We start from the raw sequence: 25,285 nt of genomic DNA, 5'->3' as shown, positions 1-25,285 counted from the left end.
AGACCGGAGACTGTTGCCGTAAAGGTTGAACATATAAGCAAATCTGCTTGAAAATAGATTGATAAATTTTAAGATATGTATTACTATTTTGATTGTTTTTTAGACTGTTGTACTGCATGATGAATGGCGGTTAATTAAAAAATACGGCCGGGCAAACCAAAAAACGGTGAAGATGAGTCCTATAGAAATTTTTTAAAAGACAGTTTTCATAAAAAGTAGTACAATTAGCACGTATTTACAAAGTACTGATGTTAATGTGTCTCAAACTCCGGCACTTCTTCAGTGAAATGGCGTAAATTATGATTTTGAACGGTTTGAGAAAAGCTGTTTCCCGGTGATGTGAACCGGAACCGTTTCAAATATGGGGTTGTGACCGTATTATGTACGGCACCTGAATTGTTGACCGGTGATTAAAAGTCATCGGTAGTTTTTTTGTTATTTTTGTCTTAATAAAATGAGGACTTTGATATGTCAGTTATCAAGATGACAGATTTAGACTTAGCCGGTAAGAGAGTATTAATCCGTGCCGACCTTAATGTACCTGTAAAAGATGGTAAGGTTGCTTCTGACAAGCGTATTACCGCTACCATGCCAACCATTAAGTACGCTCTTGAACACGGTGCAAAGGTTATGGTTACCTCTCACCTCGGTAGACCAACTGAAGGTGAATACGATGAAGCATTCTCTTTAAAGCCTGTAGTTGATTACTTAAAGGATCACATGGATTGTCCGGTACGTCTCGTTAAGGATTATCTTGATACTCCTGTTGACGTAAAGGAAGGCGAACTGGTTGTTTTAGAAAACTGCCGTTTCAACAAGGGTGAAAAGAAGAACGATGAAGCTCTTGCCAAGAAGTACGCTGCTCTCTGCGACGTATTCGTAATGGATGCTTTCGGTACTGCTCACCGTGCTCAGGGTACCACTTACGGTGCTGCTCAGTTTGCTCCTATCGCATGTGCAGGTCCTCTCCTTGCTGCAGAACTTGATGCTTTAGGCAAGGCAATGGACAACCCAGCAAGACCAATGGTTGCTATCGTTGGCGGTTCTAAGGTTTCAACCAAGCTCGAAGTTTTATACTCTTTAGCTAAGATTGCTGACCAGATCATCGTTGGCGGTGGTATCGCTAACACCTTCATCGCTGCTGAAGGCAAGAACGTAGGCGGTTCTTTATATGAACCAGATCTCGTTGATACCGCTAAGGATATCGCAAGCAAGACCACTATTCCTGAAGTTATCGACGTTGTAACCGGTAAGGAATTCAGCGAAACCGCAGCTGCTGAAATCAAGGACGTTGCTGACGTTACTGCTGACGACAAGATTTTCGACTTCGGTCCTAAGAGCACCGCTAAGATTGTTGAAATCATCAAGAATGCCAAGACCATCCTCTGGAACGGCCCGGTTGGCGTATTCGAATTCGACAACTTCGCTAAGGGTACTGAAGAAATGGCTAAGGCTATTGCTGAAAGCGATGCATTCTCAATCGCTGGCGGTGGTGATACCATCAACGCTATCCAGAAGTTCGGTGTAACTGACAAGATCTCTTACATCTCTACCGGTGGTGGTGCATTCCTTGAATTCGTTGAAGGCAAGAAGCTTCCAGCTGTAGAAATCCTTGAAAAGCGTGCTGCTGAAAAGGCTTAATTTTTAAAAATGAACGGGAGGAATAAACATCCTCCCGCTTCTGCTTTATTTTATAAATCAATATATATATTGGGAAATTATCTAAATGACTAAGATTTTAGACGTTGTAAAGCCAGGCGTTATCGCTGGTAAAGATTTAAACAAGGTTTTTGCAGTTGCTAGAGAAAACGGCTTTGCAATTCCAGCTGTTAACTGTGTAGGTACTGATTCTATCAACGCTGTTATCGAAGCTGCTCGCGTAGCTCAGGCTCCAGTAATTGTTCAGATCTCTAACGGCGGTGCTCAGTTCATCGCTGGTAAGGGTTTAAAGCTTGAAGGTCAGAAGGCTCAGGTTTTAGGTTCTATCTCTGCTGCTTTACACGCTCGTAACGTTGCTGAAGCTTACGGTGTTCCTGTAATTATGCACACCGACCACTGCGCTAAGAAGCTCCTCCCATGGATCGACGGTCTTCTCGACGCTGGTGAAAAGTACTACGCTGAACACGGCGTACCTTTATTCTCTTCTCACATGATCGACCTTTCAGAAGAATCTTTAAAGGACAACATCGACCTCTGCTGCAAGTACTTAGAACGTATGGCTAAGATTGACATGACCCTTGAATTAGAATTAGGCTGCACCGGCGGTGAAGAAGACGGTGTTGATAATTCTGGTAAGGATGAATCAGCTCTCTACACTCAGCCAGAAGACGTTTACTACGCTTACGAACGTTTAAGCAAGATCAGCCCTAACTTCACTATCGCTGCTTCTTTCGGTAACGTACACGGTGTTTACCAGGCTGGTAACGTTAAGCTCAAGCCAACCATCCTCCGTGATTCACAGGCTTATGTAGCTAAGAAGTTAGGTCTTGCTGAAGGTGCTAAGCCATTAAGCTTCGTATTCCACGGCGGTTCAGGTTCTGCTGCTCAGGATATCCGTGATGCAGTTAGCTACGGTGTAGTTAAGATGAACATCGATACCGATACTCAGTGGGCTACCTGGAGTGGTGTATTAAACTACTACAAGGATAAGGAAGCTTACTTACAGGGTCAGTTAGGCAACCCAGAAGGTGAACACGCTCCTAACAAGAAGTACTACGATCCACGCGTATGGTTACGTAAGGGTCAGGAAGGTATGATCGCTCGTTTACAGGAAGCTTTCGAAGAATTAGGTTCTAAGAACTCTCTCTAATTCTCTGGTATCTTCTAGATAAATAAATGAGGCCCCGGATAAAACCGGGGCCTCATTGTTTATGCGTCGATTCTGCGGTAGAAACGTGTCTGAGCGCGTCTTACAGATTTCTGCTCAGGAGAATAGCCCTGAGAATTCTGTCCGCATCATCTCGATAATATTCCGGTTTATCGTTGTGAAGAATGCCGAGTTTAGGTCTGGTTCTTAAAATCAGCTCTCTGAGGATTATCAGCAGGTCTTCCGGGATTTCAGGGGAAGCTCCCTGAAAGAACCTGTTGTTGATGAATTTAAGTATGGCCTGGTATTCGTTTAACGGGGCGGTCACTTCGGTTTCCATACGGTTTATTTCATCGTTAAGTTTCAGGTTTTCCCTGCGAAGTCTGGTTAATGTTTTTTGGGCGTCGGAAATAAGTGATTCCACCCCCGGACTTCCGGTGGGAAGTTCTCCGGTTTCCGGATCCTGTGAAACGAGGCTGTTATGCTCCGTGCCGGTTTCTTCGGTCTCATTCAGACTGAATTTATCAGAAGCGTCCAGATAGCCTTTCTGTCTTAATATTTTCTGAATGGTGCCATATGAACCGCGTCCGAGTATTTTTCTCATGTTTATGGTTGAGATCTTCTGATTTGTTGCCTGAAGATTCTTGATGGCCAGATCTATTTCAGTAGTTGTAAACCCCGTCATTTCGGCTCCTGTTCAGTAAATCCTTGAGCATTTTCTCAATGTTGGTGAGACTCTGGTAGTCTCCGTTGAGATGCAGTTCATGTACGTTGTTTTTCAGTGTCTGAAGGTTCTTTATAAAGTCTTCTATGAGCATCCGTTCCATGTTTTCTACAGTGGTTCTGGCAAAATCTCCGTGCTGTTTGAGGAATTTCCATTTGATTTCATCTTCAGGTAGAAAACGGATGATTTCACTGTCCGGTGACAGATGTTTTACCAGTATGGTTTTAACCAGATTAAGCAGTACTATGTTTTCGATGACAGATGTGTCTCTGAGCTGATGCAGTCTGGTTTTAAGAGACTCATTGTGACACTGTTCCTTGATAATGGTTTTCTGAAGATGCCGGAGTACCTCAAGTCTTTCCCCGTCGGCCGAACTGTCTGAGTTCCGGCTTATTCTGGTTTTGACTGTTTTTATACCGTTACGGTCAAGTATTTCCATAATGGTGGAATAGGAGCCGTGCCCCAGTACGGCCCTGATTTTATTGATGCTTACCTTTTCACCTTTAGACAGAAGGTCTCTGGCTATACGTAAAACTTCGGCTTCTGTTACAGGAATCATGAGTTCGGTGCCTAATCTGTTTATTTCCGGATAATGCTGACAGTATATAGAATATTCAGATAAGTGTCTCAGTCTGATATCTCAAATTGATTCAGGCCGGAGCCTTATTCAAAAAAACAGGGTGCGATACCTGCGTAACGCACCCTGTTCAGTCAAAGGTATGAAGTCTGTATCTTAGAACTTCTTAGGACATGCTTCACGTTCATTTATAGGGCGAACGTCTCTGGTTGGACTGCCGATGTAGATCTGACGAGGTCTGCCGATACGTGAATCAGCTTCTTCGTTCATTTCAATCCAGTGGGTGATCCAGCCGATGGTTCTTGCCAGAGCAAAGATTACGGTAAACATGTTGGTTGGAATACCGATTGCATTAAGGATGATACCTGAGTAGAAGTCTACGTTAGGGTAGAGCTTGCGTTCAATGAAGTATTCATCACTGCGTGCGATTCTTTCGAGTTCTACGGCTACGTCGAGAATCGGATGATCCTTGATGTTGAGTTCCTTGAGAACTTCATGGCAGGTGTCACGCATTACGGTGGCTCTCGGATCGTAGTTCTTGTAAACACGGTGACCGAAGCCCATGAGTCTGAACGGATCCTTCTTATCCTTTGCCTTGGCAATGAATTCAGGAATACGATCAACTGTGCCGATACGTTCAAGCATTCTTAAGCATGCTTCGTTTGCACCGCCGTGTGCCGGACCCCAGAGTGAAGCGATACCGGCGGCGATACACGCATATGGATTTGCACCTGATGAACCAGCAAGACGAACTGATGAGGTTGAAGCGTTCTGTTCGTGGTCTGCATGTAAAATGAAGATACGATCGAGGGCTTTTTCAATTACAGGGTTAACCACGTACTCTTCACATGGAGTTGCGAACATCATGTGGAGGAAGTTTCCTGCATAGCTTAAGTCGTTCTTTGGAGACATGAACGGCTGGCCGATGGAATACTTGTAGGCCATGGCTGCCAGGGTAGGCATCTTGGCGATAAGTCTTAATGCGGTAAGTTCTCTGTGTTCAGGATCGTAAATGTCCAGATTGTCGTGGTAGAACGCAGAAAGCGCACCGGCAATACCGCACATGATGGCCATTGGGTGTGAATCACGACGGAAGGCCTTGAACAGGGAATTAATCTGTTCGTGAACCATGGTGTGGTAGGTTACACGCTTTTTGAAGTTGGCATACTGTTCAGCATTCGGTAAATCACCGTTGAGCAGAAGGTAGCATACCTGCAGGTAGTCAGTCTGTGTCGCAAGCTGAGCAATAGGGTATCCGCGATGAAGTAAAACACCTTTTTCACCATCGATAAAGGTGATTTTTGATTTACATGAGGCTGTAGAAACAAAGCCTGGGTCATAAGTAAAGTAACCATGAGAACCCAGCGCTCTCACATCAATTACTTCCGGACCTTCTGTTCCCTTCAGAATGGGAAGTTCAATCGGATCCAAACCCGGAATATTGAGAATAGCAACTTTCTGATTAGTCACTTCGGACATATTATACTCCTTCATAAATCTTTTCGTGGCGGACAGTTATTAATATTATGTATATAGCCATTCGTCAAAAAACTGTTACTATTATAACCATAATGAAAGCATTTGACATAATTTAAAACGTTCAAAAACAAAAATATTTAAATGATAACGCTGTCATTTTGTATTTTGCCGTTTTTTGCGTCCGGAACAGCCGTTCTCAAATTGTCGGTTCAGTAACCGGCGTCATCAGTTGAATCATTAATTTATTATTGATCTTTGACTTTAAATTTGTGATGTGTATAGCTATAATTGACGCTAGTTTGATACATCGTTCATTAATCCGTTTTAGTTTCCGTGATTATGCGGAAATTCCGTGATTAGACCGGTGTTGATTCTGCAATATCTTGGTGTTGATACCTAAACCTAAGAAGAGTAGGACGCGAGCGGTCCGAACTTATACGCCTGCGGACACCGTGCAGGCACCCGACTGTGCAATGTCACATCCCGTGCCGCGGTGGTTGAGTCAGGAAGTTCCGGCTCTGAACAGCCGGAACAGTTCAGAGATAACAAAATCATTTCCGTATCCAGACGACAGGGCGGAGTATCCGCCCATGACATCTTTTTTATGAAAAAGTCATTGGCGGTATATATCTTGCCGAAAGCGGTCGTTAAGAACCGGACGGGAATGAAGGGCATTTTTATATACAGGTTGTGTACAAAATGAATTTACATGAATATCAGGCCAAAGACCTTTTAAGAAAATACGGCTTACCTGTTCCTGCAAATACGGTATGCAGTACTTCTTCTGAAGTAGAAAAGGCTTTTGAAGAATTTAACGGCAGTCCGGTTGTGGTCAAGTGTCAGGCTTACACCGGCGGAAGAGGTAAGGTTGGCGGGGTTAAGGTTTGCAGAACAGCTGCCGAAGCCCGTGAATTTGCAGACAGATGGCTCGGACAGCGCATTGTTACTGTTCAGACCGGTGAACGCGGTCAGCCTGTATCCCGAATGCTTGTTGAAGCATGTTCAGATATCAGCAGGGAGCTTTATCTCGGTGCGACAATCGACAGATCAAAGGCCCGTGTGGTGTTCATGGCCTCAACCGAAGGCGGTATGGAAATAGAAAAGGTAGCCGCCGAAACTCCGGAGAAGATTTTCAAGGTGGTTATTGATCCGATAAGCGGTGCTCAGCCGTTCCAGGGCAGAGAACTTGCTTTCAGGCTGGGTCTTTCCGGTGACGCGTTCAAGCAGTTTGTAGCCATGTTTTTAGGCATGAGCAGAATGTTCCATGAACAGGATCTGTCACTTCTTGAAATCAATCCTCTGGTGGTAACTGGTGACAATCAGCTTTTATGTCTGGACGCAAAAATCAATATTGATTCCAACGCACTCTTCCGTCACAAGGATCTGGCGGCAATGGATGACCCTTCACAGCAGGATCCTCGTGAAGCCAGAGCTCAGTCCGTAAATCTTAATTACGTGGCTCTGGATGGCAACATCGGATGTATGGTTAACGGCGCCGGTCTTGCCATGGGTACCATGGATATCATCAAGACCTACGGCGGCAATCCGGCCAACTTCCTTGATGTCGGCGGTACCGCAACCAAGGAAAGAGTTGTTGAAGCTTTCAAGATTATTCTGTCCGACAAGAACGTTAAATGCATTCTGGTAAACATCTTTGGCGGTATCGTACGCTGTGACCTGATTGCCGAAGGCATTGTCGGTGCGGTTGAAGAGGTTGGTGTTAACGTACCTGTAGTCGTAAGACTTGAAGGAAATCAGGCACCTGCCGGACTGGCAAAACTTGATGCCAGCGGTCTTAACATTATTTCTGCAAATTCTCTAAGAGAAGCTGCTGAACTTGCGGTAAAGAGCGCACGTTAGGAGAAGGGAATGGCAATTTTATTAAACAGTGAAACCAAAGCCATCTGTCAGGGCTTTACAGGTTCTCAGGGGACATCACATTCTGAGCAGTGTCTCGCATACGGTACCAAGCTTGTAGGCGGTACCACTCCGGGCAAGGGCGGTCAGATTCATCTTGGTCTGCCTGTGTTCAATACCGTTAAGGAAGCTGTGGCCGCCACCGGCGCCACCGCCACAATGATTTATGTTCCTGCTCCTTTCTGCAAGGATGCGGTTTTTGAAGCAATTGATGCCGGCATCAAGCTGATTGTATGCATCACCGAAGGGATTCCTACCCTGGACATGCTTCAGATAAAGAGACGTCTCGAAGGTACAGACATCACCATGATTGGTCCTAACTGTCCCGGTATTGTTACCAGCGGTGAAGCCAAGCTCGGAATCATGCCGGCATCAATTCACATGAAGGGCAAGGTAGGCATCGTGTCACGCAGCGGTACACTGACCTATGAGGCCATCAAGCAGACAACGGATGCAGGCTTCGGCCAGACCTCCTGTGTGGGTATAGGAGGCGATCCTATTCCGGGATCAAACTTTATCGATATCCTCAAGCTTTTTGAAAAGGATGAGGCTACCGAGGCCATCGTGATGATCGGCGAAATCGGCGGAACAGCCGAAGAGGAAGCGGCTCAGTATATAAAAGAGCACGTAACCAAGCCGGTTGTTGCCTACATAGCCGGTGCAACAGCTCCTAAAGGAAAGAGAATGGGACATGCCGGTGCCATTATTGCATGCGGAAAGGGAACAGCGGAAGAGAAATTCCGCGCCCTGGAAAATGCCGGAGTTAAAATCGTCAGATCTCTTGCCGACATAGCCGACGGATTAAGAGAAGTAACTGGCTGGAAGTAAATTCCGAATCCGTCCGGAAAATTCAAGTCAAATAACAGTGAAAAATCCCGAAGCACAGATGTGCAAGGGATTTTGTGTTTTGAGAGGTTCAGGTTTACGGGACGGAGGTTTTATTTCAAAACACACCGAAAATCGCATTCTGACTCACACTGTTTAGGATATAATTACAGACTGTCGCAGTATCCCTTCATCAGAGATGAAAACGCCGCGGCAGCCGTTTAAAACCCGCAGTGACCTGTTTACGGCGACTGTCATGCCGTGACGGATTCCGTAAGCGGACGGATATTCTGACGTCTCCTGATGTGAGTGGTTCAATAATTGAATTTTAACTGAGTGATATATCATCATGTCTGTGTTGAAACTGTTTAGACCTTTAAGTCTTTCAATCGGCCTGCGCTATGCCTTTGCCTCGTCAAATCATCGCTTCGCCACGTTCATAGCTCTGCTTTCCATGATTGGTATCATGCTGGGTGTGGCCGCTCTTATAGTGGTGGTTTCCGTAATGAACGGTCTCGAGGGAGAATTAAAGGATCGTCTGCTGTCATCAATTCCTCATGCAGTGATTACCACGGACAGGGACATGATTGCGCAGGATTATGATTTAAGCAGAATCAGGGATATTAAAGGTGTTGTGGCCGTGGCTCCCCAGATAACCGATGACGTGATGATTCAGGGCAGAAACGGTATATACGGGGTTTCACTGTTCGGTATTGATCCTGCGGATTATCCTGATTTTGATCTTGTAAGAGCCTCAACCGGAACAAAATCCTTTAAGAGTCTGGTACCGAGAAGTTTTGAAATCATCGTAGGCTGGGATGTTCTGGACAGGCTTAAAAACAACGTTGACGATGAACTCCGCATTATTTCGGCGTCTTACGTCAAGTACACTCCTTTCGGCAGAGTGCCGTCTCAGAGACTTTTTACGGTTAACGGCGCATATTCAGTCGGCGGCATGAGTTCAGGCATGATTCTCGGAAACATTGAGGACGTGCGCAGACTTACCCATATGCAGCAGGGAACGGTATCTGGTTTCAGAGTATGGCTTGACGATCCCTTCGAGGTGGGCAGCTTCATTGAGGAAGTCGGCAGAATTGATCCGAAACTTACGGTGAAGGACTGGCGCGTGGAACTCGGAGAGTTTTTCCAGAGCGTGGCCATGGAAAGAATAATGATGGGGCTGATGCTTGCCCTGATTATCATGGTGGCTATTTTCAACATGCTGTCTTCACTTGCCATGGTGGTCAGCAGCAAGGTGCCTGAGATTGCGGTAATGAGAACCATGGGCATGAGTCAGTCCGCCATCATGAAGGTGTTTATCGTTGAAGGCGCCATCAGCGGAATTATCGGTTCAGTCATGGGACTGATTCTCGGTCTGATATGCGTAGCCTATCTTGACAGTATTCTGAACGTGCTGGGAATCAATCTTTACATAGCCGCAGGCGGCGTAGGCATTCCGGTACAGGTAAAAGGTCTGCAGGTGCTGATGGTTCTGCTTGTGACCATTGCCCTGAGTTTTGCCATAACAATATATCCTTCAGTCAGAGCTGCCAGACAGTCTCCGGTTGAATCACTTCGTTATGAATAAGGTGAGTAACATGAGTGTTGATAATGAACGTAGAATATTATTGAAGGCTGAGGGAATCAGCAAGGATTATGTTGAAAGCAGCGTGGTTACTCATGTGCTTAAGGGAGTGGATCTGGATATTTATACCGATGAGATGGTGGCCGTAATCGGATCTTCAGGTTCCGGCAAGAGTACTCTTCTGCATATTCTGGGAACTCTTGACAAGCCGACCAGAGGCAACGTGTATTTTAATGGAGAGAATCTGTTCAAAATGAGCGGCAGAGCCCGTGATTATTTCAGAAATCATCATCTCGGCTTCGTGTATCAGTTCCACCATCTGCTCAGTGACTTCACCTCATATGAGAATGTGGCTTTCCCTCTGATGATTTCAGGGGAATACACCAAGGCTCAGATTGATGAAAGGGTGAAATATCTTCTGGATCGCGTAGGGCTGGGGCACCGAATGAATCACCGTTCATCAGAGCTCTCAGGCGGTGAACGTCAGAGAGTGGCGATTGCCAGAGCCATAGCCAACAAGCCTATGCTTATTCTTGCTGATGAACCTACGGGGAATCTCGACTTCAGGAGTGCCGGCGAAGTTTTTGATCTTCTTACTGAACTCAGGGCGGAAAACCACTGTTCAATGCTGGTGGTTACTCATGATCGCGAACTTGCAAAGAGATTTGAGCGTACCTGTGAAATGTCAGACGGACTGATTAAGGTGAAATAAGATATGTTTTTACCATTAAAAGTCGGTTTACAGTTTTCCCGCAGTAAGAAAAAAACCATCATGTCGGGTTTTATTTCTATTGCATCCATTATCGGTATTACCATCGGGGTGGCTTCACTGATTATAGGTCTGTCCGCCATGAACGGCTTTGAAAAGGAAGTTGCCCACAGGGTTCTGGGGGTGATGCCTTCTGTGGAAGTCCGTTCGCTGAGCGGATATTTCGACAATACCGCAGACGTGGTGCATAAGATTGAAGGACAGGATCGGATTCTTGCCGCAACTCCCGGAATGGTGGTTAACGCCATGATTAACCATGATAACAAGTACCGTTCCTCACGGATTACCGCCATAGAATCTTCAGATTACAAAAACATCATAAATATTGATGAATTCATGGTGGATAAGAACATTACCCTGCGTTCCCTGAAGCCTGACGGCAGCGAGTTCGATTCTCCGAAGATAATACTTGGTTTTGATCTTGCCAGAAAGCTGAACGTGTCCGCAGGTGATTCAGTTGAAGTGCTCATCACCAAAAACAACAGCAACGGAACACTCAGTGCTCCGGTGGGGGTTAACTGCAGAGTTGCCGGAATATTCAGAATAGGCGGTCAGCTTGACAGTGTAATCGCCTATGTTGATTTGAGTACAATCCGTAATCTGCTGGGAATGAGGGAAGATCAGACCGGCAGCATATTTCTCAAGACTCCGGATTTCTTCCATTCTCTGAGTGATGCAAGAAATGCCGTTACCCCGCTGGTGAATTCCATTCCTACACCCATGGGACTTCACAGCTGGATGGATCAGGCGGCTCCGCTTTACAGGGACATTCAGATGATACGTACCGTGATGTGCATGGCTCTGTTTCTGGTGGTTGTCGTATCCTGTTTCAATATCGTATCCAGTCTTGTCATGTCCGTTAATGAAAAGAGAAGTGAAGTGGCCATACTTCTTTCCATGGGGTATTCCCGGGTACAGGTCATGCTGACCTTTATGGTTCAGGGACTGTTCAGCGGAATTTACGGAACCATATTCGGTGTGCTGCTCGGACTTCTTGTTGCCCACAATCTGACGGAGGTTATCGCCTTCATTGAGAATATTATGGGAATCAGAATCCTGAAGGCGGAAACGTACTTTATGGATTACGTGCCGTCATCAGTAAATTACATTGAGGTACTGCTGACCGCGTTGTCATGTGTGCTGATAGCTCTAGTTTCAGCCGTGCTTCCGGGAATCAAGGCGGCCTATATAAATCCTGCCGCTGAACTGTCAGGAAAATAATTTTCTAGGTCATTATGGACCTCATGAGTCACATCATGAGGTCTTTTTTTTTGAGCGGAAGGATATGCGGCGGTACCGTTCGTTGAGACCGTGGAAAATCAATAAGACAATAAAAAAGGTTAACCGGAAAATCCGGTTAACCTTCAGGTATTTAAGGCCTGGATGCCTGAATTACTTTACAAACTTGAAAGCGCTGCGGGCAATAACCAGTTCTTCGTTGGTTGGAACAACAACGATCTTAACCTTTGAATCAGCAGAGTGGATTGGACCGCTACCGCCAAGGTATGCGCGAGCCTTGCTGTTTGCTTCAAGATCAAGCTTGGCACCGAATACTTCAGGTAAAAGTTCAACAACACGCTTTCTCATGAGGTATGAGTTTTCGCCGATGCCGCCGGTGAACACGATGGCGTCAACATGTCCTAAAGGAACATAGTATGAAGCGATGTACTTGGCTAAGCGGTAGCAGAACATTTCAAAAGCGAGAGTGCACTTTTCGTCACCCTTTTCATAACCTTCGGTGATGCCTCTCCAGTCTGAAGTGGTGGTTGAAAGAGCCATTAAACCTGACTTCTTGTTGAAGATTTCACGAACTTCTTCAACCTTGTAACCCAATACGTCACACATGAAGAAAACAACTGAAGCGTCGATGGAACCGCAGCGGGTACCCATAACCAGACCGTCAAGCGGAGTAAGACCAATTGAGGTATCAACGCACTTGCCGTTCTTAACTGCGGAAACGGAAGCACCGTTGCCCAGGTGACAGGTGATTACGTTGAAGTTTTCAGGATCTGCGTTCAGCTGCTTTGCAACTTCAGCTGCAACGTAGCCGTGAGAGGTACCGTGAGCACCGTAACGTCTGATACCGTTCTTGGTGTAGAGTTCTTCAGGAATTGCGTATCTGTATGCTACAGGAGGCATTGTCTGATGGAAGGCGGTATCGAATACAGTCACGTGTGGAACGTTTGCGAAAGCCTTTCTTGCTGCTCTGATACCAATCAGGTGAGCCGGGTTGTGTAAAGGTGCGAACGGAATGCACTTTTCAATACCTGCTTCAACTTCATCGGTAACCAGAGTAGGTTCGGTGTAGAGTTCACCGCCCTGCACGATACGATGACCAACGGCACAGAGAGATTCAAGGAGATCCGGACGGGTAGCTAAAATATTGCTGTTGAGGAAGCTGATGGCGATATCGTGGTCAGCCTTGTTGCCTAAATCCTGGCTCTGCTTTTCCTGACCTTCGAATCTCCATTCGATTCTTGCTTCTGGTAAATTTAAGTATTCGGCAATACCGTTTAAGTATACGTGACCGTCGTTAGGGTTGATAATGGCAAACTTTACTGATGAGCTGCCACAGTTGATAACCAGTACGGTCTTTTCAACATTTGACATAAAAAAATCCTTAATAAACAAAAATAACCTCAAGTCACTTATGGTGAGAGGCTTATCCGGAATCTGGTTGATTTTGATTAAAACGACCATTTGGAGTGTCTTGTCGGACCTTCCAAAACTGGATGCAATTTTAACACAGGAATGAGAAATTTTCTAAACATAAAATTTTTCTCAAGGGTGAGTGCGTTCAGCACAGCCGGGAAAAAGGTATTTTTATGAGATCTTTATAATCAGATCCGGCTGTCGGTGGCATAATATGAACAGCGGTAAACTTAATTTTTAAAGTGGCAGAAAAAATTTTCATGTGTTCAGAGATTAAAAAAAACATATTTTTTAAAAAAATGTTAAAAATAAAGATACATTTTTGCAATAATGTTGCCAAACATAACATATATAAAGAACATTAAGTAGTAAAATGTTGTTTTAAAAGAAAAGTTATAAATATGGTGTTGCTGATTTGTTACACAAATAATCTTTAAAAATATAAATATATTTGCTAAAATGTGATCTTATTCATATATTCGTATTTATCTCTTTGATGCTTTAACTCAGGTGACAACTTATTCTTTAATGGAGTTTTAATGCGTAGGTTCTGGTCTTTTTTTATTTCCTTTTCTGTTGTGCTGGGGATATTTCTGTCCATTGCTGCCGCAGATAACTGGAATGAAGAAAACACTTTGTCCGAACAGCGTTCCGTGTACGTAATCAGGGACAGTAATGTCAATGTGCGTCTAAACTCCTATGTTGAATATATGGAAGGTCAGGAAAATGTTGAATGGCCGTGGGATCTTCCGGAGGATGAATGGCGTGACAGCGATGATATTCTTTCAAGCTGCTCGGTTCTTCCAGACGTGGGGGACAAAACCTACTGGTACCACGTGACCATTGTCAACAGATCCGCAGATGAAAGAAATCTTGTCCTGTCGGTAAACAATATTTTCGTAAAATACCTGAGTGTATACGTTGTCGGTCCCAACGGGGCTCTTTCAAGAGTGTGGCATACGGGCCTCAAATCAGGAGCCAGAAAGGTATTTCCTTCAGCAGGTTACTCATTCCCTATAAATTTTCTTGATTACAAGGACGGCAGAACGGAGCTGTACATCAGGGCAAAGTCTGATCAGGACTATCGTCTTGACATGAGACTTCAGGATTTAAGAAGCTTCTCTCATCATGATGCCGAAGAAAAGATTGTAAATGCGATTATCACCGGCTTCATGCTTCTGGTCAGTGTATTCTCTTTCATTATGTTCATCCTGCTTAAGGAAAAGAGATATCTGGCATACGATCTTTTTGCAGTGGGCATTATGTCCAATCTGCTGATTACCGGCAGCTATTCATCATTGTTCCTGTCTTTCCTTAACCATGTGGATGTCGCCAGCCTTTATCAGTGCCTCTGCTTCATTACCCTGTGGGGCATACAGCTCATAAGTCTTGAATATTTAAGCAACGCCAAGTGGGTGATTCTCAAATATGTCAGCAGAATCTTCAGTCTGTTCCTGATTATCAGTTCCGTTCTGGTGTGGTTTGTTCCCGGATATTTCTCCGCCATTCTGTTCTTCTTTGGAACAGCGGTGATGTTTGTCCTTACTCTTGTGTGGTTTTTATACGCCGTCATCAGAAGAAATTCAGCTCATCTCATATATTCCCTGGCTCAGCTCGCCTTCCTTTTCGGCTGTATTTTCCCGTATCTCTGCACCTACGGCATGCTCGGATGGTCAAAGTATGCGGTATACGACTTCTTCCTGATTTCCGTATCCGCGGCCATCATGATCAGCGTGTCACTGATTTACCGCTTCTATAAGGAAAAGAACTATAACCGCAATGTGACTCAGAAGGCCAAAATGAGCCGCAGACAGTTTGTGAACTTCTTCAGTCTTACCAATGAAGGCATGTTCAAGGCTGACGTTGACGGTAAGATTCTGAATATCAATCCGGCACTGTGCCGTATTCTCGGGTACAGAAACGTTAACGAGATAAGCGCCTGCGGTAAAACCAACATCAAGCATCTGTGCGCCGATGAGGATAGTCAGAAGACATACGGCAGCAGTGTCGCCATTCTCATGCAGAAGTATGATGAAGCCAAGAGCGAGCACGGTGACAGCTATGCCGCGCTTCTTGACGGCAGTGTTGACAACATCAAGCTTAAGTTCTTCTCTTCAGACGGCAATGTTATTTTCGTGAGCATGTCCATCCGTCTTTCCGAAGAAAACAGCAGTGCATTCTGCATTATCGGTGACGTTAAGGATATTTCCGGTGACGAAAGTCTGAAGCAGCAGATCCGTTACATGGAATATCACGATCAGAACACCGGAGCATATAACAGAAAGTACATGATGCATCTGCTTCAGAGCATTTTCAGCGGTGATGATGAAAGATCCGTGAGTGTGGCCGAGAGAACACAGGACGGCGATGCCGCTGCTGATCAGGGCGGTAAGGATTACCTGTGCTTTATTCACGTGAATAACCTTAAGTACATCAGAGATACCGTCGGTCACGAGCATGCCGACAGAATGCTCAGACAGATTTCCGAATATCTTCAGAAGCATCTGCCTGAAAACAGCAGTCTTATCTGTCTGAACAATGATGAATTCGCCGTGGTGATGCGCAGTGTGTATATTGTGCTCAATACCGTCAAGTCATGGATAAAGGATATCGCTGACATGCGTTATCAGTCCGACGGCTTTATTTACAATGTGACTACCGACTGCGGTATTGTTGACATGTCAATTGTGGATAATGACGTTTCAGTACTGCTTTCCTATGCCGACATTGCCTGCAGAAACGCCCGTATCCAGGGATGCAATCAGTGCTTCCTTCTCTGTGAAAAATCAGATCGAATTCTCATGTCACGCAGAAGCGTGGATATGTCGACATCCATCTGGCAGGCCATTGAAAACAATGGTGTAGTGGCCGTAAGAAAGCCTCTTCTCAACTGCGGAACGGCAGATTCCGGTGCCAAGTGGTGTGAATATCTGGTGAAGGTCAAGAACTCAAAGGGACAGTTTATTGATGTTTCGGAATTCAGGGAACTTACCTCGGATTTCAATCTGATGCCGTATCTTGATGCATGGCTTATCGACAATCTGACCCGCATGAAGCAGAACGGCGGCATGTTTGCCGATGTGAACAGAATTCTTGTATGCATCCACAGTGAAACCTTGTGCGACAACTACCGTGTGGATGCCATCTACAAGGCGGTTTCAGGATGTCCTGAACTGTGTTCAAAGCTGTATTTCCAGTTTGATACCGAAAAGCTGGACAACAGACTTCAGCAGCTTGAACGCTTTATCAACAGATTCAGTGATACCGGCGTGGGCTTTGCCCTCAAGGATTTCGTGGGTAACAGAATTTCCATCGAGGTTCTGGAAAAATTCCCGATACAGTGTGTTCAGTTCGATGAGTTCTATACCAGAAATCTCAGCAGAAATTCATCAGCATGGCAGGTTGCCAAGTCTGCTGTGGAAATGATGAAGAAGCTCGGCAAGCAGTCAATTGCCGTGGCCGTAAACAATGAAGCTCAGTTCTCGGTCGTAAAAGATCTGGGATTTGATTTCTGTCAGGGGGAATACACCGGAAAAATAATTAAAAAGAAGTAACTTAAATGTTTTAGGACCATATCCTTAAGTCATTTTATTTATATCTTTTAGAAAGTTGGTCTGATAGGGTATAATATCGCAGTTTTTTTATTTTCTGTGATGTTATACCTGTTTTTTTTGGCAGACGTTACAGACAGGCGTAAACTGCGTTTTTCCTGTTTCATCGGAAAAATACCGGAACTCCGGAGCAGTACCGGTCACGGTTTCAGGCAGAACGGCGCCACGGATTTGTATGGCATGCGGTTGAAGTGCGTTTCCATCCGATACGTCAGGATTATACCTGTGCGGAAACGGGCGGACTGAGACGGCATGCCGAATAATTTTTTAGTTAAAACCACATATGCCGTAAACGTGTAGTGAGGATCGTATGGATAATTTAGAAGAGCTGGTACAGAAGGCTCTGCAAGAGATAAATGCAGTAAGTGATGAAGCAAGTCTTGATGCTGTACGTGTGCAGTATCTCGGCAAGAAGGGCTGTTTCACTGATTTAATGAAGGGCTTGAGCGCACTGTCTCCGGAAGAAAGACCGAAGAGAGGTGCTGAAGTCAACGTTGCCAAGACCAAGGTAATGGAAGCTCTCAACGCCAAGCGTGATGCCATGGCCGCAGAAGCTCTGAGCAAGCGTCTTGCTTCCGAAAGTGTTGATATTACCCTTTCCGGAAGAACCGTAGAAGCAGGTACCCTGCATCCTGTAACCAGAACCATTAAGCGTATCGAAGAAATCTTCAAGGGCCTCGGCTTTAACGTTGAAGCAGGTCCTGAAATCGAAGACTGCTTCCATAACTTTGATGCTCTGTGCATTGAACCGGATCATCCGGCACGTTCCGAACACGACACCTTCTATTTCAACAGCAATCTGCTTCTGAGAACTCAGACTTCAGGCGTACAGATTCGTGTTATGGAAAAGAAGAAGCCGCCTCTTCGCATCATCGTACCGGGCCGTGTATACCGTCCTGACTACGATATGACCCACACTCCTATGTTCCATCAGGTTGAAGGTCTTCTCGTTGACGAAAAGAGTTCATTCACTGAACTCAAGGGCATTCTCCACAGCTTCCTGGTTAATTTCTTTGAAGAAGAACTTCAGGTTCGTTTCAGACCTTCATTCTTCCCGTTCACTGAACCTTCAGCAGAAGTTGACGTAATGGGCAAGAACGGCAAGTGGCTTGAAGTACTCGGCTGCGGTATGGTAAATCCTAAGGTTCTTGAAAACGTGGGCATTGATCCGAACAAGTATCACGGCTTCGCTTTCGGTTTAGGCGTTGAACGTCTCACCATGTTGCGTTACGGTGTGAATGACCTTCGTGCATTCTTCGAAAACGATCTTAGATTTTTAAAGCAGTTTGGTAAGTAGGAGCTGAGTAAATGAATTTCAATAAGTTATGGATCGATGAACTTGTTCCTACCGGTCTGTCAGTGGATAAGATTGCTGATACTATCACCATGGCCGGTCTCGAAGTTGATTCAGTTAACCCTGTATGCGGTGAATTCACCAACGTGGTTGTCGGTGAAGTTCTGACCTGTGCCGATCATCCTGATTCAGATCACCTTCACGTAACCACCGTTAACGTAGGTGACGAGGTTCTGGACATTGTGTGCGGTGCTCCAAACTGCCGTGCCGGTTTAAAGGTTGCCTGCGCCAAGGTAGGTGCCGTTCTTCCAGGTAATTTCAAAATCAAGCCTGCAAAGTTAAGAGGAGTGCCTTCAAACGGCATGCTCTGTTCTCTCAAGGAACTTGAACTTTCAGAAGAAAGCAACGGCATCATTGAATTCCCTGCAGACGCTCCTGTCGGAATGGATATCCATGAATACCTCAATCTCAGCGATAATTCAGTTGAAGTTGACCTTACCGCCAACCGTGCTGACTGTCTCAGCATCCGCGGTATTGCCAGAGAACTCGGCGTACTTACTTCAAAGGATGTTAACTATCCTGTAATCAGTGAAGTTCCTGCATCAATCAGTGACACTTTCAGTGTTGATGTTCAGGACAAGGATGCCTGTCCTAGATATCTCTGCCGCGTAATCAGAAACGTTGACATCACCAAGCCTAGTCCTTTATGGATGCAGGAAAAACTCCGTCGCTGCGGTATCCGTTCAATCGACGCCATTGTTGATATCACCAACTACATTCTTCTTGAACTCGGTCAGCCTATGCACGCCTTCGATCTGAACAGGCTTAATGATCAGATTATTGTCCGTCAGGCAGTTGCCGGTGAAAAGCTGGTGCTTTTAAGCGGTGAAGAGGCTGAGCTCAAGGAAGGTACCCTGGTTATAGCCGACAGAAACGGTCCTGTTGCTCTTGCAGGAATTTTCGGCGGCGCCGCTACCGGTGTTACCTCAGAAACCAGAGACGTTCTGCTTGAATCTGCATTCTTTGCTCCTTCAGCAATCAAGAACAGAGCAAGAGAATACGGTCTTGCAACCGATGCCTCACACAGATACGAAAGAGGTGTTGATTACACCATCACCAGAGACGCAATGGAAAGAGCCACTGCCTTCATTCTGGAAATCTGCGGCGGTGAAGCAGGTCCGGTAAACGAAGCAGTAGCTCCTGAAAAGTTCCCTGTACGCAATGACATCAATGTTGCCTTCAGCTACATCAACGACGTTATCGGCATTGAAATCGCCAAGGACACCGTTCTTGACATTTTAACCCGTCTCGGCATGAAGCCTGTTCTGGCTGCAGACGGCACTTCAGTAACCGTAACCAGTCCTTCATGGAGATATGACATTGCCATCCCTGTGGATATCTGTGAAGAAGTTGCCCGTATCTACGGCTATGACAACATTCCTAACCGCGACCCTGTTGCTCCGTTAAGAATGATCAAGCAGTGTGAAGCCGAAGTAACCACCTATGACATCAAGTCCGTACTGGCTGATACCGGATACCATGAAGTTGTAACCTACAGCTTCGTTGATCCTGCCAGCCTCAAGACTCTGAAGCCTGAAACCGAAGCAATCATTCTGCCTTCTCCTATTTCAGCCGACATGTCAGCCATGAGAACCACCATCTGGGCAGGTCTCATCAATACCGTTTTATACAACGTAAACCGTCAGGTTCAGCGTATGAAACTCTTTGAATGCGGTCTGACCTTCATTAAGGATGAAAAGGCTGAAAACGGCATTCTTCAGGAAGATCACATTGCAGGTGCCGTGTACGGTACCATTGCCGATGACAGCTGGAACATCACCAACAGAGAAGTTGATTTCTTTGACGTGAAGGGCGATGTTGAAAGACTGCTTGAAGTTACCGGAAGGGCTGATGAATTCGTATTTGAAAGAGATGACATCACCGCTCTGCACCCTGGTGTAAGCGCTGTTATCAAGCTTAACGGTGAAATCGTCGGTTATGTAGGTCTCATTCATCCTGTAGTACAGAAGAAGCTCGGTCTCAAGCGTCCGGTTTACCTGTTCGATCTGAAACTCAGCGCTCTCAAGACCCGCAGAATTCCTGACTATGCCGAAATCTCCAAGTATCCTTCAATCAAGCGTGACTTTGCAATCGTTGTTGATGCTTCCGTTTCCGCAGACAGCATTATCAGCGTGGTTAAGGAATGCGGTGATCTGGTACGCAGCGTAAACATTTTCGACGTGTTCTCAGGTAACGGTGTTCCTGAAGGAAAGAAGAGTATCGCCTTCAGTGCTATTCTTCAGAGTACTGAAAAGACTCTTGAAGATGCCGATATCAGCAGCTTCTCCGATTCAGTAATCAGAAATCTTGCTGACAAGCTCGGTGCAGTATTAAGAGACTAATCCGGTAATGCGAATCCCGAAGGTGCAGAACCGCCTTCGGGATATTGTCTGTATGGGTATGTTCGGGACAGGCAGGTATCTGTCGTTCTGTGAGGTTTTATGACTGATAACAATGATTTTGATGCTGAAGAACTGTTCAGACACAGTATTGAAAGCATCCCGGTATCTGAAGACGATTATCTGGTTCCTGTTGATGACGGGCATGATTTCTGCTGTGAGGATCTGCCTTTCATTTATTCTCAGGATTCAGGCGTGATTCCTCAGGTTTCTCCTTCCGGCAGAGCCTCCGGGTACGCATATCCTGCCGCAGTCGCACCAGAGGGACGGCAGCAGAACTCAGATTATGCTTCAGGCGGAAGACAGAGAAGCGGTGACAGACAGTCATCAGCAGGAAGTTCTTCAGACGTGACCTACCTTAACGTGCCTTTCAGCGAGAAGGACGAAGCCAAGTCTTTAGGCGCCAGATGGGATAAAAACGTCAAGAAATGGTATGTTCCCGCCGGTGTGGCTCTGGAAGATTTTTCCAGATGGATGTAGTATTTCGGATGTCGCGTCCTGACAGGGGACATCGGATTTACTGAACATGCCGACAGGCAGACGAGAAGGCGGATTCAGAATTCCGCAAGTGATTTTTAACCGCAGCTGTTGATGACATCTGCGGTTTTATATAGGTATGAGGTATCGGTCCAGTGCCATGCCTCCCCTCAATTAAGACAACAATAAAGCAATTAGACAATATGGTTAATGAAACTAAAGAAGAATTGAGTCAGAAGCAGCTTTACAATTTCAACAAGCTGCAGAAGAGACTGAGACATGCGGCCGGAAAGGCCATTGCCGACTTCAACATGATTGAGGACGGCGACAGGGTGATGGTATGCATGTCAGGCGGAAAGGACAGTTATGCGCTGCTGGAGATACTTCAGAGTTTAAAGCGCAGTGCTCCCGTTGATTTCGAGCTGATTCCGGTGCATCTTAACGGCATGTTCCCGAAATATCCCGAAGGGATAGTGGAAAACTATCTTAAGGGAACCGGACTTGAATATCATGTCATAAAGGAAAACATTCACGACATCATTATCGACAAGATTCCTGACGGCAAAAACATCTGTTCCCTCTGTTCCCGACTGAGAAGAGGTATTCTGTACCGTACGGCAAGAGAACTCGGAATCACGAAAATCGCACTCGGCCATCATGCCGATGACATCCTCGCAACATTTTTCCTGAATCTGTTCTATGCCGGAAAGCTCAAGAGCATGCCTCCTAAACTCCTGACTGACGACGGGGACAACATCGTGATAAGACCTCTGGCCTACTGCAGGGAAAAGGATCTAATCAGACTGGCTGAAATCAGAAATTATCCGATTCTGTCAAAAGACATCTGTTCTCTGGGTGAAAACAAGATGCGCAAGGAGATTGAGGAGATGATAAGAAACTGGGACAGACAGTATCACGGCCGAAGTGAAATCATGTTCAAGGCCTTAAAGGATATCTGTTTGAGCCATCTTCTCGATACAACCAAATATGATTTCAATCTGAAGGCTGAACGAAAGTCCGAAGATTAGAAATATTTACGACCTGGATATTCACAGGCAGTCATTACTGTTAATATCCGGCATCAAACTATCAGTAACGGCAGCGGAAATCAGCGTGATTCCGCTGTCGTGCTTTTTTTGAAAATCAGAAACCGAAGTGAAAGCGGTCGTAAATGTCCGGGCTTTCCTTTTGTATCCGTATCATTCCGAATGATCGTAAACATACAAAAAAACGGAATATGATTACATAAATGAGATAGGTTGCAAAATACGGCGGCTGGTATCGTGTTAAAATTCATAAGTATATTATTTCTATTGAATATACACAGTAAATAATATTTTTTTCGAACTGCTGTGTTTTTTGTATGACAAGTCTCCTGTACGGGTGCGCTATGAAATCTTTGAGAGCCAAAATATTTATACTGACCCTGATTCCGCTGATTCTGTTTTTTCTGGCGATGATGATAAACAGCATCATGTTTGATAAAAAACGCACGGTAAGTGATTCCTATCTTTTTTTCAACGCGGTAGCGCACAACTTCAGTAATACTCTTGAAAAATGGCAGAAGGAGAGAGCCGAGATAGCTACCAGTCTGTCCAACATGAATCTGCAGAAGCTTATTGATCGTGAGTTTCTCAAGGTTACCGGAAATGCATTCAAAATGGATGTTTACTATGCCGCTGATGACGGAAAGATTTACGCGAGTGATCAGACAGATGAGGAACATGCCAGAGGTGCATATGATGACGGATATGATGCCAGAAAACACGGCTGGTTCAAACGGGCCACTTCTGAGGTCAGAATGGATGATATGGAGTATGAGGAAACCGTATCCGACTGGGTTGTGTCATGGCTTGTAAGGAAGGAGAACGGGGTACTCGGCGTGGATGTTCACATCCATGACATAGCCGTCGTAAGTGACGATCTGGATCTTCCGAACTCAGCCAGGGTACTTCTGCTCAACAGCGTTAACGACATAGTTATATGGAGTGATGACGACAGTTACCGAGGAAAGAATGTTTCCGAACTTGATCCGGTCTATACTTCTGAGTTCATAAACAACGTCCTGAACGGCAATCGCAGGGAATTCGTGAGCTATAAGGACAAAACAGGGGAAGATAAATGGATTCTGGGAACCATGGTAGGGGATTCGGAATGGAAGGTGTTTATCTGTCTCGATGAGAGAAGTGTTCTCAGCAGTCTCAACAATACCATTTTTATCCAGTACTGTGCCATGATTATTATGTTTATAATCGTGTTCATTTCAGTAAGACTCTACATTACCAGATATATTTCAGTTCCGGTTTCAGACATTACCTCTCTTATCAGCAACATGAACCGCAATCATGATTTTTCCGATCGTATTGAAGAATGCTGTTCAAATGATGAAATAGGTGAAATGTCCCGAAACATGAATGAGTACCTCGAAGAGCAGTGCCGTGTTGTCAGAAAAGTCAGGGCAATGGGTGATTCTCTGCTCAGCAGTATCGATACATGTACCGCTGCCGCCACCAATGTGGAAAATGAACTGATAAAGCAGGAGACAGTTACCGGAAACGTGGCTGAATCAATCAAAAAGATGCATCTTGCCACAGATGAAATCTCCAGAAATTCAGATGACGTGGCCTCAAAGGTTTCATCCATTCATACTCTTTCAAGCAACAGTGTGGATATAGCCAATAAAGCCAAGGAATCGGTAAACGTACTTCGAACCGATATAGAAGCGACTTCCATGGCCATAGAAAATCTTGGAAAACTCACTTCCGGAGTTGCTTCAGTGGTCGGAACCATCAGAGAAATTGCCGAACAGACCAATCTTCTGGCACTAAACGCCGCCATTGAAGCTGCGAGAGCAGGGGAATACGGGCGCGGTTTTGCCGTGGTTGCCGACGAGGTGAGAGCTCTGTCCTCCAGAACACAGGATTCCATTACCGAAATTGAAAACAGCACGAAGGCTTATCAGGAGGGTACCGATAAGGCTATCGGCATGATGAACAGGAGTTCAAAGAGCTGCAGTGTCACCATTGAATGGGTTGAATCCATTGTGGACAAGCTTAATGAAATTGATACCCACATGGCCAACGTGGCAGAGATGACGGTTTCCACAGCCCGTTCAACCACTGTTCAGGAACAGAATTTTGATGTGGTTCATGACAGTATGGACAGAATGCATCAGAGTACTCAGGAAATCTCTGCGGACATGGTTCAGTGTACCAGGGCATATATGGTACTTTCAAAGGCTGTTCATGAGATGAGGGAGGCATTTGACAGATTCAAGATAACTGATGACGTTATCGAGGATTCAGAAGAATAGAATCAAAAGGCCTGTTCTGAAAAACAGGCCTTTTTTAATGGAAATCAGTCCGTATCGCGTTTTACTTCCGGTACTGATGACAGAAACTATCTGATATTTTTGCTGAATCCGTGGATTGTACCACCATTGATGACGACCGCAAGAGATACGATCCGGGGCTTAAGGATTCATCAGACAAGGAACTTACCTTGTATTTCTATGATGACTCTGATCAGGCTGCATTAATTGCGGCTGCCGCCGCACATGAGACCGTGATGATTAAGCATCAGTGGACTAATGGTAAGATTGCGTCTTACTCGCTGAAGCTTCTCGGATATCAGATTGTGTCCGGTACTGCTGACGGTTTTATGCAGCTTAAGATAACCGGTAAGCAGGAAAGTGACGTAACCTGGTCAACAGCAACAACTGTTTCAGGTTGATTGAGTGTGTAAGGGGATGAAAATCCCCTTTTTTATTAGCAAGGAAGGATGGAAATATGTATTTAGAGAAGTTTAAACCGACATTCCGGGGTGTGACATAAAATTCGTGTATTCCTGTTAAGTCTGTTAATATTAAAGACTTAATTGGAGTTATATGAATATGGCAAAAAAAGATATTAAGCGAAATCCAGCTGCTGAAAAAATTGCAGATTTAATTCTCAATAATTATGACGTACAAAATGCTAAGGACGTTAATGAAGCCTTAAAGGACGTCTTTGGACCTATTTTTGAGAAGATGCTTAATGCCGAAATGGATGCACATCTTGGTTATGATAAGAGTTCATCCGAACCAAAAGAAACCGAGAATCGCAGAAACGG

The 25,285-nt window shown here is 45.2% G+C and carries 19 protein-coding genes; 15 read left to right on the top strand and 4 right to left on the bottom strand.

What is annotated here, in order from left to right; translation table 11 throughout:
* The first annotated feature begins 468 nt into the window (after positions 1-468).
* Both BMY80_RS03155 and fbaA read left to right on the top strand, forming a co-directional pair.
* A complete protein-coding gene (locus BMY80_RS03155; RefSeq protein WP_031578326.1) occupies positions 469-1,641 on the top strand; it encodes a phosphoglycerate kinase in 1,173 nt (390 codons plus the stop codon).
* A gap of 85 nt (positions 1,642-1,726) precedes the next feature.
* A complete protein-coding gene (gene fbaA, locus BMY80_RS03150) occupies positions 1,727-2,809 on the top strand; it encodes a class II fructose-bisphosphate aldolase (RefSeq protein WP_031578325.1) in 1,083 nt (360 codons plus the stop codon).
* A 100-nt stretch (positions 2,810-2,909) separates the two neighbouring features.
* Here fbaA and BMY80_RS03145 read toward each other — a convergent pair whose 3' ends face one another.
* From BMY80_RS03145 to gltA, 3 genes are all read right to left on the bottom strand, one after another.
* Positions 2,910-3,491, bottom strand: a complete 582-nt coding sequence (locus tag BMY80_RS03145) for a DNA-binding protein (RefSeq protein ID WP_093140841.1) — start codon at positions 3,489-3,491, stop codon at positions 2,910-2,912.
* A complete protein-coding gene (locus BMY80_RS03140; protein WP_093140838.1) occupies positions 3,469-4,089 on the bottom strand; it encodes a DNA-binding protein in 621 nt (206 codons plus the stop codon). Before BMY80_RS03140 ends, BMY80_RS03145 begins: the two co-directional genes overlap by 23 nt.
* A 174-nt stretch (positions 4,090-4,263) precedes the next feature.
* On the bottom strand, positions 4,264-5,586 hold the full coding sequence (gene gltA, locus BMY80_RS03135) for a citrate synthase (RefSeq protein WP_093140836.1): 1,323 nt from the start codon (positions 5,584-5,586) through the stop codon (positions 4,264-4,266).
* A 699-nt stretch (positions 5,587-6,285) separates the two neighbouring features.
* On the opposite strand from gltA, the gene sucC reads away from it, so the two are divergent.
* The 5 genes from sucC to BMY80_RS03105 all read left to right on the top strand — a co-directional run bounded on the left by sucC (position 6,286) and on the right by BMY80_RS03105 (position 11,903).
* Complete coding sequence (sucC, locus tag BMY80_RS03125) at positions 6,286-7,446, top strand: ADP-forming succinate--CoA ligase subunit beta (protein WP_031578321.1); 1,161 nt, start codon at positions 6,286-6,288, stop codon at positions 7,444-7,446.
* Between the two features lie 9 nt (positions 7,447-7,455).
* Positions 7,456-8,331 (top strand): succinate--CoA ligase subunit alpha, encoded by an 876-nt coding sequence (gene sucD / locus BMY80_RS03120; protein WP_093140830.1) that lies wholly within the window; start codon positions 7,456-7,458, stop codon positions 8,329-8,331.
* A gap of 346 nt (positions 8,332-8,677) precedes the next feature.
* The gene (locus tag BMY80_RS03115) at positions 8,678-9,916 is read left to right on the top strand and encodes a lipoprotein-releasing ABC transporter permease subunit (RefSeq protein WP_093140828.1); all 1,239 of its coding nucleotides are present in this window, start codon (positions 8,678-8,680) and stop codon (positions 9,914-9,916) included.
* Positions 9,917-9,926: 10 nt separating this feature from the next.
* Entirely contained in the window at positions 9,927-10,625 is a 699-nt protein-coding gene (locus BMY80_RS03110; protein ID WP_031578318.1) for an ABC transporter ATP-binding protein, read from the top strand.
* Positions 10,626-10,628: 3 nt separating this feature from the next.
* Positions 10,629-11,903 carry an FtsX-like permease family protein gene (locus tag BMY80_RS03105; RefSeq protein ID WP_093140825.1) on the top strand — a complete coding sequence of 425 codons (1,275 nt, stop codon included), beginning with the start codon at positions 10,629-10,631 and terminating at the stop codon, positions 11,901-11,903.
* A 171-nt stretch (positions 11,904-12,074) separates the two neighbouring features.
* Here the strand turns inward: BMY80_RS03105 and BMY80_RS03100 are convergent, their stop codons facing one another.
* Complete coding sequence (locus BMY80_RS03100; protein ID WP_093140823.1) at positions 12,075-13,292, bottom strand: acetate kinase; 1,218 nt, start codon at positions 13,290-13,292, stop codon at positions 12,075-12,077.
* 581 nt (positions 13,293-13,873) lie between these two features.
* Between BMY80_RS03100 and BMY80_RS03095 the strand changes: the two genes are divergently transcribed.
* The 8 genes from BMY80_RS03095 to BMY80_RS03060 all read left to right on the top strand — a co-directional run.
* Positions 13,874-16,888, top strand: coding sequence for an EAL domain-containing protein (locus tag BMY80_RS03095; RefSeq protein WP_093140820.1), 3,015 nt, complete (start codon positions 13,874-13,876; stop codon positions 16,886-16,888).
* A gap of 367 nt (positions 16,889-17,255) precedes the next feature.
* Positions 17,256-18,242, top strand: coding sequence for a phenylalanine--tRNA ligase subunit alpha (gene pheS / locus BMY80_RS03090; RefSeq protein WP_031578314.1), 987 nt, complete (start codon positions 17,256-17,258; stop codon positions 18,240-18,242).
* An 11-nt stretch (positions 18,243-18,253) separates the two neighbouring features.
* Complete coding sequence (gene pheT, locus BMY80_RS03085) at positions 18,254-20,641, top strand: phenylalanine--tRNA ligase subunit beta (RefSeq protein ID WP_093140817.1); 2,388 nt, start codon at positions 18,254-18,256, stop codon at positions 20,639-20,641.
* A gap of 99 nt (positions 20,642-20,740) precedes the next feature.
* On the top strand, positions 20,741-21,178 hold the full coding sequence (locus BMY80_RS03080) for a DUF5710 domain-containing protein (RefSeq protein WP_093140815.1): 438 nt from the start codon (positions 20,741-20,743) through the stop codon (positions 21,176-21,178).
* A 200-nt stretch (positions 21,179-21,378) separates the two neighbouring features.
* The gene (gene ttcA / locus BMY80_RS03075; protein ID WP_093140812.1) at positions 21,379-22,203 is read left to right on the top strand and encodes a tRNA 2-thiocytidine(32) synthetase TtcA; all 825 of its coding nucleotides are present in this window, start codon (positions 21,379-21,381) and stop codon (positions 22,201-22,203) included.
* Positions 22,204-22,565: 362 nt separating this feature from the next.
* A complete protein-coding gene (locus BMY80_RS12040) occupies positions 22,566-24,488 on the top strand; it encodes a methyl-accepting chemotaxis protein (protein WP_177178482.1) in 1,923 nt (640 codons plus the stop codon).
* A 110-nt stretch (positions 24,489-24,598) separates the two neighbouring features.
* Positions 24,599-24,907, top strand: coding sequence for a hypothetical protein (locus BMY80_RS03065; protein WP_245730028.1), 309 nt, complete (start codon positions 24,599-24,601; stop codon positions 24,905-24,907).
* A gap of 160 nt (positions 24,908-25,067) precedes the next feature.
* The coding region (locus BMY80_RS03060) for a transposase (RefSeq protein WP_177178481.1) at positions 25,068-25,285 on the top strand (218 nt) is incomplete at its 3' end.

It is taken from the genome of Ruminobacter amylophilus (genome assembly GCF_900115655.1).
In the GTDB taxonomy this organism is placed as follows: Bacteria; Pseudomonadota; Gammaproteobacteria; order Enterobacterales; family Succinivibrionaceae; genus Ruminobacter; species Ruminobacter amylophilus.
This window is presented reverse-complemented; position numbering and strand designations above follow the sequence as displayed.